Origin of the sequence: Gilliamella sp. Choc4-2 (assembly GCF_001690355.1) — a bacterium.
In the GTDB taxonomy this organism is placed as follows: Bacteria; Pseudomonadota; Gammaproteobacteria; order Enterobacterales; family Orbaceae; genus Gilliamella; species Gilliamella apicola_A.
The window spans coordinates 1-15,536 of sequence record NZ_LZHG01000070.1; the positions used below are offsets into that span (position 1 = coordinate 1).

The following is a 15,536-nucleotide window of genomic DNA, read 5'->3' on the forward strand; positions in this document are numbered from 1 at the left end:
TACGCTTTGGTTCTGGAATATGGCACAGTTGCGGTTTAACGTTAGTCTAGCCAGTCGTGGCGATAAGACCACTTGATAATGCGCTTCCTCTTTATTCACCGATAATTGGCTAAACTCGGTGATAATACCATAAACCTTGCGAGTGCTTTTATCATTAGTAAAATCACCCAAGGCACGGATTGCAGAACTGAGCGCATCGCTTACAACAGAATTAAATGAGAAAGTAGCCGGTTGGTTTAAAAAAGCATCGGTAGATAGGGTTTTATTGGCACTGGTAAAAGTAATGGTGTAACGCCACAGCTGGTTTAAGGCCTCTTCGCCTTTGACGTTTAACACCGATATAGGAGTGCTGAGTTCATCAATGGTTAGTGTGTAACGGTTGTGACTAACTTTATTTGTTAATTGGCTAAGCAAGTCTTTCCCTGCTTGTCCTGCTTGTTCGACGATTTTATCTAAATGTTTTACCATTTTTTTCCCTTATTATTGTTCTCATTCAATTTAATAAGTGCGTTTTACCCCATTAAATGGATTAATGATTAGTTGTTTTAAGGGGGGCATGAATAGATAGCCATAAATCTGGCGTTGAGGATTGTTACATTGATAGCGTGATTGCTTTGTTTTTATTAGAAAACCAAACCGTAAGGGACAATAATCAAATTTATTGTGAATAAACCAATGCAAATGAATGAATATCATGCTGCATAATGCGGGCATTTGATATATTAACAACCGTGACATCCTTACCTATACTACCTTGCTACTTATTTAGTTTTGTCATATTTATCTATTTTTATCGGTAATTTTAATAATCAATAATGATAACTAAAATCAGGCATAAAATTACACGATTTTTACACAATTTGCAATATTTAACTGAAGTTAATTTATTGAAATTTAAGATAAGCTTAGTGAGTCATGTTTTTTTAGGTTGCTGCTTTTAAGCCCCACTTAAAATTTTATCAATTAAGTGGGGTTAGGGTTTTCGCATTAAGATAGAGGGAATATCTTTTCGTAATCAGGAGTAAACCACCAATAAAAAAGGGAATTAATCTAAAACAGTTATGATAAATCTTGTACCAATACGAAAACAAAAGGTGATGTTTTTTATTTAGGCTCAATCAAATACTGCATCTTATTGAATTTAAAATAAAAAAATTTTTTTATTGGTAGAACGGTAGAAATTAAAACAAGCCTACTTATGACTTTTTAAAAATCAATAAGTTAAAAATCTTTAAAAATTTAAAAAATCTGGTAGAATTTATCGGTCGCTATAACTGTAAATAAAACAGATAGCTACAATTAGAGTGTTCCCTGTATACACAGGGATAAACCGCGGTTGAGCGTTGGAGCAAACAGCGAATAGGTCGTGTTCCCTGTATACACAGGGATAAACCGCTGAATATGAAGCTGCGGAATATATATTGAGGGTGTTCCCTGTATACACAGGGATAAACCGACGTTGTGCCAATTGTTGATGATATTGTCATGGTGTTCCCTGTATACACAGGGATAAACCGTAGAGGGGTTCGAAAAAAACGGGCAGGGCACTGTGTTCCCTGTATACACAGGGATAAACCGGGAACTGGCACAAGAGATAAATTTACATGCCCGTGTTCCCTGTATACACAGGGATAAATTACCCTAGAATCTTTCACATTCGCTTCAATTTTACAAAAAAGCGGAATATTGCTATACTTATCTAATTAATTTCCACGAAAAGGAATTGTTTTGTCGATATTCATTTAAAATTTAACTTACCGACATAACAACAGTTTTTGCTTTTTTATTATCCTCTATTTTTTATCTTTGCTTGATTTTTCGTCAAATTTAATTAATTGAAACACATAGTTAATATGTAATTTAAAACGTATTTATTCTGTATTAATAAGTAACCGATTTATTTTGTTGAATTATTCCTTTTCTTTTATTTGCATAAAAAAAGGCGGTATTTTATGAATAAAACAATAGACTCTAAAAATAAACCCTTAAGTATAAATGATATTACCATTATTGATGATAGTAAGTTAAAAAAAGCGATAACCGCAGCAGCACTCGGGAACGCTATGGAATGGTTCGATTTTGGGGTTTATGGTTTTTTAGCTTATGTTTTAGGGCAAGTGTTTTTTCCTGATGCATCACCAAGTATTCAAGTTGTGGCCGCTTTAGCAACTTTTTCGGTCCCTTTTTTAGTTCGCCCTTTGGGTGGGTTAGTGTTTGGGATTTTAGGTGATAAATTTGGTCGCCAAAAAGTCCTTTCTGTTACCATTGTTATCATGTCGTTAAGTACCTTTTGTATTGGGCTTATTCCTTCTTATGCCTCAATTGGCATTGTAGCACCACTTTTATTGCTCATTGCTAAATTGGCGCAAGGGTTTTCAATCGGTGGAGAGTATTCAGGAGCGGCTATTTTTGTTGCTGAATATTCACCAGATCGTAAAAGGGGCTTTATGGGCAGTTGGTTAGATTTTGGTTCTATTGCTGGCTTTTTAGTAGGGGCAGGCTTAGTTGTGTTGTTATCAACTATTCTTGGTGAGGCTAAATTCCAAAATTGGGGGTGGCGAATTCCTTTCTTATTTGCATTGCCACTGGGTTTGATTGGTATATATTTGCGTCATGCCTTGGAGGAAACGCCTGCTTTCCAACAATTTACTGATTCAATAGATGAAAATAATAAAGATAAAGTCGAAAATCTATCAAAAATTACCTTTAAAGAGATTATCACTCAATACTGGAAAAGTTTATCTGTTTGTGTCGGATTGGTGCTAGTTACTAATGTGACTTATTATATGTTACTTACCTATATGCCGAGTTATTTATCGCATAATTTAAATTATCCTACAGATCATGGTGTGTTAATTATTATTGCTATTATGATTGGTATGTTGTTTGTGCAACCTATGATTGGTTTAATCAGCGATAAAATAGGGCGTAGACCATTTATAATCGGCGGAAGTTTGGGGTTATTTATTCTTTCTTATCCTACTTTTATGATGATTAATAGTGATGTTATTGGGTTAATTTTTTTAGGGTTATTGATATTAGCGGTTTTACTTAACTGTTTTACGGGAGTTATGGCATCTATTTTACCGGCTATTTTTCCAACCCGTATTAGATATAGCGCACTGGCTATTTCGTTTAATATTTCTGTGCTTATAGCTGGAGCTACACCAACTGTTGCTGCTTGGTTAGTGGAAGAAAGTAATAATCTTTATATGCCCGCTTATTACTTAATGATAGTGGCATTAATTGGATTATTCACTGGCTTAAAAATGAAAGAAACCGCTAATAAGCCACTGAGAGGCGCAACACCAGCGGCGTCTGATCGCTCAGAAGCAAAAGAAATTTTGTCCGATCATTTTGATTCTATTGAGAAGAAAGTCGAAGACATAGATGAGCAGATCGAAACTCTGCAAGAACAGCGTCAGGATTTAGTCGATCAGCATCCTAAGTTAGATTGAGATTGTTTGGTTCGGTGTTTTTTTGATAATGAGAATTTTGCATGAGTTAAGTCGTGCTTCTTTAAGTTCTCTTAACAATCATTAAGTTGATATAATTTTTGATGGTAATAAGTGTGTTTGGTGTAAGAATATCAGGTTTATAAATTGAAAAGATAGCATAATTTATTAAATATTTGTTGTATGATTATTTTTGTTTTGAAAAAGAAATATAAGGGTTCATTTTATGTTAGAACGCCCAAGAAGAGTGATCGTTAATGCTTTACTGACGGTGTTAAAAGTAAAGCGGATATCGGATAGTTTTATTCGAGTACAGTTTAGCTGTGATAAACGGTTAACGATTGATCCTCTGTGGATATGCCCTCACTTGAAGTTACTTTTTGCTGATCCTTCAACCGGTACAATTATGTTTCCACAATTGGATGAAAATAATAAGATTGTGGTCAACGATAAAATACGCCAACTTGTACGTAGTTATAGTATTCGCTATTTTGATGAAGTAACTAATCAATTATCAATCGATTTTGCCATTCACTCTGAAGGTTTAGCAACACGCTGGGCTCAAGAAGCTAAAGTAGGCAATCAGATTGGTATTGTCAGTATAGTTGGTAAATTAAACTTTAATAATGAAACGCTTGTGTTAATGGGCGATATTTCAGCAGTTCCTACCATTTGTTATACACTTGAACATTTACCTCATAATTATATTGCCTATGCTTTTATCGAAGTTAATCATCAAACCGATATTATACCATTGCCAATTCATGAAAAAGTTAAGATTAATTGGTTTATTCGTGATTACAATAAACCCAATCAATTAGTCGATAAGGTGATTAATGATTCCGAAATTGTGAATCATAATAATCTATTATTCTGGGGAGGAATGGAAAGTTCATTGGCTCAACAATTGCGTCAGGCTTTGAAAGATAAATATGTGGATTTACCTCCTAATGCTATACATGTTATTAGTTATTGGCGTGAGGGATTTGCTGAAGGTGAGTTTAAGCATCGTGAATAATAGTTGAATTTATTTTATGAATATTCTTGCACATTTGCACTTAGCAACATTAGCCAATAGTTCATTAATTGGCAATACATTAGCTGATTTTGTTAAAGGCGATCCTTATTTGACTTATCCGAATGAGATTGCCAATGGCGTTATGTTGCACCGTAAAATCGACAAGATGACCGATACTCTGCCCGAAGTTAGGCAAGCTAAATTGCTATTTCGAAAAACGCATCAACGAGTTGCACCTATTACATTGGATATTGTTTGGGATCATTTTTTATCTAAGCATTGGTCAACTTATGGAGTTGGGTTGAGCGTAGCTGAATTTAATCGCTCAACTCAGTTGCAGATACAGCCTTTTATTTCTAATTTTCCTTTAGACTATCAAGATTTTATGCGAGCAATGTGGCAGGGTGTTTGGCTTGAAAATTATGTTTCGCTTCATTTTATTGGCAAAGTGTTAAATGGGATGGCTAATCGGCGACCAAAATTATATTTGTTAAAAGAAACAATTTTTGATATTGAGTTAAATTATAAACGGTTAGAAGAGCTTTTTTTTAGGCTGTACCCTGAAGTATGCGAACAAGTAAAATTATTAACGATTTGAAATCAAACCCAGAAATAGAGTGGCTATTAGTTTTAAGTTGTCTTGTTATGATGCTGATAATCCTTAATCCATAAAATAAATTTACCAAAATAAGATTGTTATTTACCTTTTGGAATATGTGATAAATTTAAATTGCTGATTGCCCAAAAAGCTGCAATGATTTTTTCTGATAAACGTCTTTTTTGTACACAAATGCCTATATCAAAGGGCTCCATTAAATTTGTTGGCCATTGGGTCGTGCGTTCTCTAATCCTTTCTGGGCTATTTTCTATTACCACTTTTGGTAATAATGCTACACCGCATCCAAGTGCCACCATGGAAACAATAGCTTCATGTCCAGCAACTGTGGCATAAATTTTAGGATTGATAATTTTTTGTTGTTTAAACCATAAGTCAATGCGGTGTCGGCTTGGTCCGTGCTCAGGTAAAATAAAAGGAATATTATGCCAATCTGGCTTTTTTTGATGTAATTTGTCATTAAATGAGCTATTAAGCTTGGGTATTAGTAGCACCATTTCAATTTCACCGAACTTTAAAAATTCGATGCCAGAAGGGAGTTGTTTTGGTTTTCCTGCAATAGCTAAATCAGCTTCATTTGACTTTATTTTTTCAACTGCATCGGCCGCATCGCCCGTTGATAACTTAATTTCAACAAGAGGATAATTTATCCTAAAATGATCAAGTATATCCGGCAAATGGCTATACGCGGCTGTGACCGAACAAAAAAGGGTAAGTTCGCCCATTAGTTGTTGATTAAATTGATCTAGTTCTTGCCTTAGCTGTTGGTGTTGATTAATTACCTGTTGAGCAAATTGTTTTACTTTTTCGCCTACTTGCGTAATTTGTACTTGTCTATTATCACGGATAAATAGTGGATGGCCGAAATGTTCTTCAAGGCGTTGAATTTGTCTAGATAGCGTTGATGGACTAACATGCATGGCATTTGCTGTTATGCCAAAATGGCACGTTTCGCATAAGTGTAAGTACAATTTTAAATCACGAATATTCATAGAAGCTTCCATTTTAATTTAACACTTCTTGGCAAGAAGAAAGCGATTTACTGATTCGTAGTAAATGTAAATATTATGCATAGATAGATGGGTAAGGCAAATGCAATAACCAATAACATCAATGGTAATATATAACGATACCTGTTAAAATATACAATTATTTTGTGTAAGTTAAAACAGTTAATTTTATGACAGAACAAGCTTATTTAGATGAAGTTAATGCACGTCGCACTTTTGCAATTATTTCTCACCCCGATGCAGGTAAAACAACCATTACTGAAAAGGTATTATTATTTGGTCATGCAATTCAAACCGCTGGAACTGTAAAAGGACGTGGTGCCAATGCACAACATGCTAAATCTGACTGGATGGAAATGGAAAAACAACGTGGTATTTCAATTACTACCTCTGTTATGCAGTTTCCTTATAATGGCTGCTTAGTTAATTTATTAGATACCCCAGGGCATGAGGATTTTTCTGAAGATACTTATCGTACGCTAACAGCGGTTGATAGTTGTTTGATGGTAATTGATGCGGCAAAGGGTGTTGAAGATCGTACACGCAAGTTAATGGAAGTTACACGGTTGCGCAATACACCAATTTTAACTTTTATGAATAAGCTAGACCGTGATATTCGCGATCCTATGGAACTGCTTGATGAGGTTGAAAACGAGCTAAATATTATGTGTGCACCTATTACTTGGCCAATTGGTTGTGGTAAGTTATTTAAAGGTGTTTACCATTTAGCTAAAGATGAAACTTACCTTTATCAATCAGGGAAAGGTCATACAATCCAAGAGGTTCGAATTATTAAAGGGTTAACTAATCCTGATTTGGATTTAGCGGTTGGTGATGATTTAGCTAATCAATTACGTGAAGAATTAGAACTAGTACAAGGTGCATCAAATGAATTTGATTTAGAGGCTTTCTTGTCGGGCGATTTAACACCAGTTTTTTTTGGTACAGCTTTGGGTAATTTTGGTGTTGATCATATGCTCGATGGCTTAACTAATTGGGCTCCAACACCTCAACCTCGTCAAACTGATAAGCGCGAAGTCGAATCATCAGAAGAAAAGTTCAGTGGTTTTGTCTTTAAAATTCAAGCTAATATGGATCCTAAACATCGTGACCGTGTTGCATTTATGCGCATTGTATCGGGTAAATATGAAAAGGGCATGAAGTTACGACATGTACGTATTGCTAAAGATATCAATATTTCTGACGCTTTAACGTTTATGGCTGGTGATCGTGAACATGTTGAAGAAGCCTATGCGGGTGATATCATTGGTTTACATAATCATGGCACGATTCAAATAGGCGATACCTTTACACAAGGTGAAGATTTGAAATTTACAGGCATTCCTAACTTTGCACCAGAGCTATTTCGCCGAATTCGTCTTAAAGATCCACTTAAACAAAAGCAGTTGTTGAAAGGTTTAGTTCAGTTGTCTGAAGAGGGCGCTGTGCAAGTATTTCGTCCTTTAATGAATAATGATTTAATTGTTGGAGCAGTTGGGGTACTTCAGTTTGATGTGGTCGTTGCTCGTTTAAAATCGGAATATAATGTTGAAGCCATTTATGAGCCTGTCAATGTTACTACTGCTCGTTGGGTAGAGTGCAATGATGTGAAAAAATTTGAAGAATTTAAACGAAAATGTGAACAGAATTTAGCTTTAGATGGTGGAGATAATTTATCCTATATAGCACCAAGTATGGTTAATTTAAATTTAACTCAGGAAAGATACCCTGATGTTGAATTTAGGAAAACACGTGAACATTAATTGTGATTTTAGGCTATTAATTTTATAAAAAGAATAAAAAAGAAGAACTAGTATTTTAGTTCTTCTTTTTTATTAATCTTCATATTTAGGGCTGTAAATTTCAATGCTTTTAAATAAATTCTAGTTCAGGATATTCATTGGTTGTTTGTTTATTTTTTTAGTAATTTGTCTATTTATCTATGAAATTGATGTTTTGTTTTTTTAGTGTGCAAATTAGTTATTAAATTTCATTGAGTATTAAAGTTAGAAGTATTTTTAACTGATTGTTTGGTTTTAACTACTTTACTATTGCTAATTAGAGCAGTAATAAAGTGGGGCTGTAGATAAAATAGTGATCATTAAGGCTGACTTGAATTACATATGATCCTTCATTCTATCGATTTCAGATTTATGTTTTGTTCTTAATTATTGAATTTAGAATATAATAGTATTTTTTAGTGGGAAAATTATATGAATAACATAAAAATTAAATTGATTTTTTTTATTGTACTAGGATTCATTATTTCCAATTTTTCTTTTGCTATTGAAAATAAACTTGTTCAACCAGTATTATTAGAAAAAATACAGCAAAGCGAGCGAGATGAGCGCCAATATGAAGTGATTAAGCTGGCTAATGATATGCGAGTTTTATTAGTGTCAGATCCTAAAGCGGTTAAATCTTTGGCATCACTTGCTTTACCTGTTGGGTCTTTACAAGATCCTAAAGATCAGCAAGGGCTGGCGCATTATGCAGAACATATGGTGTTGATAGGGTCAAAAAATTATCCAGAACCAGCGAGTTTTTCACAGTTTTTAAGCCGACATTCAGGTAGTTATAATGCCAGTACTGCAGCACATAGAACGGCTTTTTATTTTGAAGTTGAAAATAGTGCGTTAGATACAGCACTTGATTATTTAGCCGATGCTATTGCCGATCCTAAGTTAGATCCTAATTTTGCCGATAAAGAACGCAATGCCGTTAACGCTGAAATGACTATGGCTAGATCAAGTGATGGTTTTAGAATTGGGCAAGTTGATTCTGAAACAATTAATCAAAATCATCCAGCTTCGCAATTTTCAGGTGGTAATTTAGAAACGTTAAGCGATAAAGTTAGCAGTAAGTTGCAAGATGCATTAGTTCGATTTCATGACAATTATTATTCAGCCAATATTATGGTTGGGGTGGTTTATAGTAATCAGTCTATCAATAAATTGGCAAAATTAGCTGAAAGTACTTTTGGTAAAATCCCTAATAAAAATATTAATGTGCCTAAAATTGATAAACCAGCAATAACTTCTGATAATTTAAGTAAGAAAATTGTTATGGTTCCGGCTCAACCCAAAAAGTTGTTGATGTTGCAATTCCCAATTGATGATAACTTAGCTAAATTTGCTGACAAAAGTGATGAATACATTGCCTATTTAATTAGTAATCGTAGTCAAAATACTTTGGCTGATCAACTGCAAAAACAAGGATTAATTGAAAGTATTCAAGCAGGAAGTGATCCGATTCGCTATGGTAATAGTGGTATTTTTAGTATTAATGCTACGTTAACCGATGAGGGGCTTGCACAAAAAGATAGAGTTATTGGTGCCATTTTTAATTATTTACAATTAATACAAAAAGAAGGGATTTCTGAAATTTATTATGAAGAGCTTAAAAAAGTTCTCGCATTAGAATTTAAGTATCAAAATGTTGAACGCGATATGTCTTATGTAGAATGGTTGTCAGATCAGATGCTGATGTACCCTGTTGAGAATATATTGAATTCTGATTATATTGCTAACCATTTTGATAAAGCAGAGATTAATAAGCGCTTAAAAAGTTTAACACCAGATAATGTTAGGCTTTGGGTGATTTCATCAGATCAAACAACCAATAAAACTGCGTATTTTGTTGAAGCTCCCTATAAAATGGATAATATCACTGAACAACAGAAATCAAATTGGGTAGCTTTAGGTAAAAATTATGTGTTTAGTTTGCCAGAGTTAAATCCTTATATTCCTGATGATTTTTCTATTTCAAACAAAAATAGTAATCAAATTCAACCCGCAGAATTTAGCAATCGGGGGAATTTTATACATTTTGTTAGTCAATATTTTTCTAAAGAACCTAAAGCAGCAATTGTGGTTTCGTTACGTAATAATCTAGCTTTTGTTGATGTAAAATCTAAGGTGTCGTTTGATTTACTTGACTATATAATTAGCCGTAGCTTAGATCAATTACAATTTCAAGCTGCAGTTGCCGGTATGTCATTATCAACAAATTATGATAATGGTTTGATGATTAGGGCTAGTGGTTTTAGTCAACATCTTCCGAAAATGGTTACTACTATCCTTAATAGTTTTCGGGATGTTACCATTGATGAGCATAATTTGGCTTTAGCTAAATCTTGGTATCTTGAACAATTAGATAAATCGGATCATGCTAAAAGTTATTGGTTAGCCGTTAATGCTGTTAATGCTTTGTCTGATTTGCCTCATTATTTTGAACGTGATAAGCGGCGGCAAATTACTTCAGAGATTAGTGTTAATGATCTTGTAGCTTATCGTGATAATTTGTTAACTCATTCTGTGCCATATATGTTAAGTCTGGGTAATTTGTCTAATGAAGGTTCATTGGATCTTTATCATTCAATCCAAAAAACATTGGTGCGTGATGCTAGATTTACACCGATTGAAAATATTAAAATTAAAAAACCGCTAGAAGCTCAAATTACTCAGCAAGCTAAAAGCACTGATAATGCTTTGATGATGGCTTATATTCCAATTAATTATGATCGCATAAGCAGTAGTGTGTTAAGTTATACTCTGTCTAAAATTATTTCACCTTGGTTTTATGACCAATTACGCACCAATGAGCAACTCGGCTATGCTGTATTTGCTGTTCCTGCCTTTGTTGGCGATTCAATTGGGTTGAGTTTTATTCTTCAAAGTAATCAGTATGATCCTGTATACTTGTTAAAACGTTATCAAGCGTTTTATCCAATTATTTTAAGTAAATTGCAAGCATTATCAAAAGAAGATGTTGAACAGTTCAAAAAAGCAGTACTTGATTCGTTGACTATGCCGCCGCAAACATTAGATGATGAACTCAATTTTTATATGTCTGATTATCGGTTTTCGCGTTTTATGTTTGATTCTAAAGATAAAAAAATAGCACAGATTAAAAAAATCACTCAGCAAGATTTAGTTGATTTTTATAATCGTTCGGTAATGGAACAAAAAGGTTTAGTATTGGCAACGCAAGTACTTGGTTCAGTTACTAATTCAGCTAAACAGCCTCAAGCAATAAATGATTTTACTGAGTTTAAAAATGCATCAGCCTTGCAGAAATTATTATTAGGCGAAATAAATAAATAAAATTTAATGTTGGGATAAATGCTTTTGAGCGGTAACTTTTCAATATTAAATGTTTTTATTGGTAAGATGTCAGTACATTTGATTTATTATGATTGATATGATTGAGTATTCTTAATACAAGTTTAGTAAACTACAACTCAGTAAGTTATTTATGCAATGTAAAATGAGGTAATTGTATGCAATTACCTCATTGATTTAATGAATAATTTATCTAATCAAATTGATTAATAGTATAATTCTTCTGCACCGTTATCAATTGTGTTTTCATGATCGCTTGATCCCGGCAGCGCCCTAGAACGGTCGATTGGTACATAGCTGCCATTTCGTGTTTCTACTTGACATTCACCTAAATAAATTGAGTATTTAGTGTTTGCATGCATACTGACACCTCGGAAGTAGCAGTGAGTAGCACTATATAAATCTTGTCGACAAAGTATCGCAATAATTAACCATACAACAAGAATCGCTAAGCCTACCCATTTTAAATATTGCCAAACAAAAGCCCAAAAACTCTGCTTACAAAAATGGCAATAAACAGCAATGAGTAAAATTACACCGATAAATCCTAAAAATTCGTATAACCAAAATAGCCACATATCGTTCCTCCTAGACAATAATTAGTCGCTATTTTATACTAACTTTATAGTTACATCCATGCCCCATTACGAATAATACCAACAGCAAGCCCTTCAATAGCAAAATTTTGTTGTTCTAAATCGATTTCAATTGGTGAAAACGCTTCGTTTTCGGCAAGAAGATGAACATTTTTGCCTTGACGAGATAGTCTTTTTACTGTGACCTCATCATCAATGCGAGCAACAACAACTTGCCCGTTTTTAACATCTTGTGTTTTGTGTACTGCGAGCAAATCACCATCTAATATGCCAATATCTTTCATGGACATGCCATGAACGCGTAGTAGAAAATCTGCATGAGGTTTAAAAAGAGAAGGATCAATTTGATAATGGCTTTCAATATGTTCTTGAGCTAAAATTGGCGAACCAGCAGCAACTTGCCCTATAAGCGGTAAACCAACTAATTCGTTTGGATCTTCTTGATTTTCAAGCAATAGTCGAATACCCCGGGATGATCCAGTTATCAATTCAATTGCTCCTTTTTTAGCTAGTGCTTTTAGATGTTCTTCAGCTGCATTAGCCGAACGGAATCCTAAACTTTTAGCAATTTCTGCTCGAGTTGGTGGCATACCAGTTGTTTGAACATTTTCTTTTATTAAGTCATAAATCTGTTGTTGTCGCTCTGTTAATGGTCTCATATTTTTTCCTGTGTTTATATACAGATATATGTAATTATATACAGCCAATTTGATAAAGCCAACTGTTTATTTAATTTATTTTTAGTCTATAAATAATTAATGTATATAGCTTAAGATAAATTTTGTTACCTTGTGCAAAGATCATCAATTGATTAATGTCATTAATTGTTTTTAAATTATGAATTTAATGCTAAAAACTTACATTGACATAGTTAATGGGGTATTTAATATTTAATAGGTGGTATACTTATTCTTTATTAGAAAATGATTGATATTGCGTTATCTACAAAATATAAGGGTAGTAATAAAAAACTACTAATTCTTTATATAACGTTGAGATGATTTAGGTTATGTAATGAACCTTTACTGTATGATATACTATTAATAGTATTACTAGGTTGGAATTTGTATCATGTCTTATGTTGTTGCACTTAGTGGAGGGATTGCTAGTGGTAAAAGTACCATTGCCAATCTATTTGCTAATTTAGGTGTGCCAATTATTGATGCTGATATTATCGCTCGTCAAGTTGTTCAAGTTGGAACAGATGCATTCTCACAAATCGTTAAGCATTTTAGCCAAGAAATTTTGTTACCAAACGGTGATTTGGATCGCAGTCAGTTAAGAGAAATTATATTCAATAATGATCATGAAAGGCTTTGGCTAAATAGCTTATTACATCCAATTATCCATAAAGAAACTCAGCTATTATTAGCCAAACAATATGCAATTTATGTCATTTGGGTTGTGCCGTTATTAATTGAGAATAATTTAAACGAATTTGCTGATCGTGTGTTGATTATTGACACACCAAAGTCACTACAATTAGCTCGCTTGGTTAAAAGAGATCACGTTGATGAATTATTAGCAGAAAAAATGATACTTTCACAAGTTACTTCTAGTAAAAGATTATCTTATGCTGATGATATTATTAAAAATGATGGTGATTTATCTTCATTAACGTTACAAGTCAATAAATTACATCAGCAATATTTAAAAACATTTGGAAATGAAGAATGAATAAGCATGAATGATATTATTTTTGAACATCCTTTGAATGAAAAAATGCGTATTTGGTTACGTATTGAATTTTTGTTACAGCAGATCAATATGCATTGTCATTTTAATCAAAACAATGCATTGCTTTTTTTTCATGCATTATCAGAATTACTTGAAATAATTGAACGCAATGATGTAAAAGGCGATTTGATAAAAGAGATTGAATCTCAAAAACAAAAACTTAACGCATGGATAAATATTGATGGTGTAGATCAAGAGTTATTAAATGGATTACTGAGCAAGCTAGAGTCTTTTTTAATTAGATTTAATACAATATCTAGATTAGGTCAGCCTTTAAAGGATGACCGTTTTATTATGGCAATTAGACAACGATTAATGATTCCTGGGGGATGTTGTAGTTTTGATATACCTTCTTTTTATCTGTGGCTTAAACTCTCTCAAGAAAAACGAGATGCACAAGTTAAGAATTGGTTAGAAAATTTGTCCTTATTGGATGAATCCTTGACATCTTGTATGCAATTAATAAGGCAATTAGGTGAATTTAAGAAATTTAATTATAGTAATAACTTTTTCCAAGAAACAAACGGCGATGTAAATTTGATCCGTATCCGCGTTTCTTTAGATAAAAGAGTTTATCCGAAAGTTTCTGGGCATATGTCTCGTTATAGTATACGTTTTTTACCGCTTGAAACTTGTGAAAATGTTAATATAGATACCATTGAATTTGAGCTAGCATGTTGCTAATAATTTTAAAGAGAACTTGAAAAGAATAGTAATGAATAGTCTAACAAAAGCATTTGTTAAATGTCCAACTTGCCAAAAAGAGGTCGAGTGGTCAGAAAAGAGTCCATACCGTCCTTTTTGTAGTAAACGCTGTCAACTTATCGATTTGGGTGATTGGGCAACAGAAGAATATCGTATAGCTGATAAAGATATATCAGAACAAGATCTTTGGAGCGACGAAAACACATCAGATTTTTCAGGTAAGCATTAATGAAGATTCTTGGCATAGAAACCTCTTGCGACGAAACAGGCGTTGCGATTTATGATGATGAGCACGGTTTAATGGCTAATCAACTATATTCACAAATTAAATTACATGCTGATTATGGGGGAGTGGTTCCTGAGCTTGCATCACGCGATCATATTCGTAAAACAGTACCACTAATTCAAGCTGCATTAAAAGAGGCTAATTTAACCTCAGCGGATATTGATGGTGTTGCTTATACTGCGGGACCAGGGTTAATTGGTGCTTTAATGGTAGGCGCATCAATTGGGCGTTCACTCGCTTATGCTTGGAATGTTCCTGCTATTGCGGTTAACCATATGGAAGGGCATTTGCTTGCGCCAATGCTTGAAGATAATCCTCCTAAGTTTCCATTTGTGGCGTTATTGGTCTCTGGAGGACATACTCAATTATTTAGTGTAACTGGTATTGGACAATATAAATTATTAGGTGAATCAATTGATGATGCTGCAGGTGAAGCGTTTGATAAAACAGCTAAGCTACTTGGACTTGATTACCCAGGTGGTGCAAAATTATCTCAATTAGCTAAACAAGGGAATCCTTCTCGGTTTCATTTTCCAAGACCAATGACCGATCGACCTGGGCTTGATTTTAGTTTTTCTGGTCTTAAAACGGCTGCTGCAAATACTATTCATCAAAATAAAACTGATAATCTTATTGATCCACAAACTAAAGCTGATATCGCTAGAGCTTTTGAAGATGCACTTGTGGATACCTTGGTAATAAAAGTGCGCCGAGCTCTTGAACAAACAGGATATAAGCGTTTAGTTATTGCAGGTGGTGTTAGCGCTAATGATTCATTACGTGACAAACTTTCTAGTCTAATGCAACAAAGAAATGGGCAAGCTTATTATCCTAGGCTCGCATTTTGCACTGATAATGGTGCAATGATAGCTTATGCGGGGATGATTCACTTGAAGTTAAAAGTTAATAATGAGTTGGCTATTGAAATTAATCCAAGATGGGCATTAGATATATCCAACAATTAAACGTTGGATATATCAGTCAATCAGC

The 15,536-nt window shown here is 33.8% G+C and carries 13 protein-coding genes and 1 CRISPR repeat array; of the genes, 9 read left to right on the forward strand and 4 right to left on the reverse strand.

Annotated features, from left to right (window positions below):
• A partial coding sequence (locus tag A9G34_RS09785) for a contractile injection system protein, VgrG/Pvc8 family (RefSeq protein ID WP_176701494.1) occupies positions 1–468 on the reverse strand: 468 nt, incomplete at its 3' end.
• An 836-nt stretch (positions 469–1,304) separates the two neighbouring features.
• Positions 1,305–1,639: a CRISPR direct-repeat array (repeat unit 29 nt; unit sequence GTGTTCCCTGTATACACAGGGATAAACCG).
• Positions 1,640–1,952: 313 nt separating this feature from the next.
• Between A9G34_RS09785 and proP the strand changes: the two genes are divergently transcribed.
• The 3 genes from proP (at position 1,953) to A9G34_RS09800 (ending at position 5,071) form a co-directional block, all read left to right on the forward strand.
• On the forward strand, positions 1,953–3,458 hold the full coding sequence (proP, locus tag A9G34_RS09790) for a glycine betaine/L-proline transporter ProP (RefSeq protein WP_034946509.1): 1,506 nt from the start codon (positions 1,953–1,955) through the stop codon (positions 3,456–3,458).
• Positions 3,459–3,681: 223 nt separating this feature from the next.
• Complete coding sequence (locus A9G34_RS09795; RefSeq protein ID WP_065569595.1) at positions 3,682–4,473, forward strand: siderophore-interacting protein; 792 nt, start codon at positions 3,682–3,684, stop codon at positions 4,471–4,473.
• Between the two features lie 16 nt (positions 4,474–4,489).
• Positions 4,490–5,071 carry an acyl carrier protein phosphodiesterase gene (locus A9G34_RS09800; RefSeq protein WP_065569596.1) on the forward strand — a complete coding sequence of 194 codons (582 nt, stop codon included), beginning with the start codon at positions 4,490–4,492 and terminating at the stop codon, positions 5,069–5,071.
• A gap of 98 nt (positions 5,072–5,169) precedes the next feature.
• On the opposite strand, the gene ilvY is transcribed toward A9G34_RS09800, so the two are convergent.
• The gene (gene ilvY, locus A9G34_RS09805; RefSeq protein ID WP_065569597.1) at positions 5,170–6,081 is read right to left on the reverse strand and encodes an HTH-type transcriptional activator IlvY; all 912 of its coding nucleotides are present in this window, start codon (positions 6,079–6,081) and stop codon (positions 5,170–5,172) included.
• Positions 6,082–6,269: 188 nt separating this feature from the next.
• Here ilvY and prfC point away from each other — a divergent pair, with 188 nt between their 5' ends.
• Complete coding sequence (gene prfC, locus A9G34_RS09810) at positions 6,270–7,862, forward strand: peptide chain release factor 3 (protein WP_065569598.1); 1,593 nt, start codon at positions 6,270–6,272, stop codon at positions 7,860–7,862.
• 450 nt (positions 7,863–8,312) lie between these two features.
• Positions 8,313–11,204, forward strand: a complete 2,892-nt coding sequence (ptrA, locus tag A9G34_RS09815) for a pitrilysin (protein WP_065569599.1) — start codon at positions 8,313–8,315, stop codon at positions 11,202–11,204.
• 224 nt (positions 11,205–11,428) lie between these two features.
• Here the strand turns inward: ptrA and A9G34_RS09820 are convergent, their stop codons facing one another.
• Both A9G34_RS09820 and lexA read right to left on the reverse strand, forming a co-directional pair.
• The gene (locus tag A9G34_RS09820; protein ID WP_065569600.1) at positions 11,429–11,800 is read right to left on the reverse strand and encodes a hypothetical protein; all 372 of its coding nucleotides are present in this window, start codon (positions 11,798–11,800) and stop codon (positions 11,429–11,431) included.
• A gap of 50 nt (positions 11,801–11,850) precedes the next feature.
• Positions 11,851–12,477, reverse strand: a complete 627-nt coding sequence (gene lexA, locus A9G34_RS09825) for a transcriptional repressor LexA (RefSeq protein ID WP_034946494.1) — start codon at positions 12,475–12,477, stop codon at positions 11,851–11,853.
• Positions 12,478–12,889: 412 nt separating this feature from the next.
• Between lexA and coaE the strand changes: the two genes are divergently transcribed.
• Genes coaE through tsaD form a run of 4 tightly spaced genes read left to right on the forward strand, consistent with a single transcriptional unit; the run spans position 12,890 to position 15,511 of the window.
• Positions 12,890–13,495 (forward strand): dephospho-CoA kinase, encoded by a 606-nt coding sequence (gene coaE, locus A9G34_RS09830; RefSeq protein ID WP_034946493.1) that lies wholly within the window; start codon positions 12,890–12,892, stop codon positions 13,493–13,495.
• Positions 13,496–13,501: 6 nt separating this feature from the next.
• On the forward strand, positions 13,502–14,239 hold the full coding sequence (locus A9G34_RS09835) for a cell division protein ZapD (RefSeq protein WP_034946491.1): 738 nt from the start codon (positions 13,502–13,504) through the stop codon (positions 14,237–14,239).
• 31 nt (positions 14,240–14,270) lie between these two features.
• Positions 14,271–14,489: a DNA gyrase inhibitor YacG gene (gene yacG, locus A9G34_RS09840; protein WP_034946489.1), complete on the forward strand. Its 219-nt coding sequence runs from the start codon at positions 14,271–14,273 to the stop codon at positions 14,487–14,489.
• Complete coding sequence (gene tsaD, locus A9G34_RS09845) at positions 14,489–15,511, forward strand: tRNA (adenosine(37)-N6)-threonylcarbamoyltransferase complex transferase subunit TsaD (RefSeq protein WP_034946486.1); 1,023 nt, start codon at positions 14,489–14,491, stop codon at positions 15,509–15,511. Before yacG ends, tsaD begins: the two co-directional genes overlap by 1 nt.
• Positions 15,512–15,536: the final 25 nt, after the last annotated feature.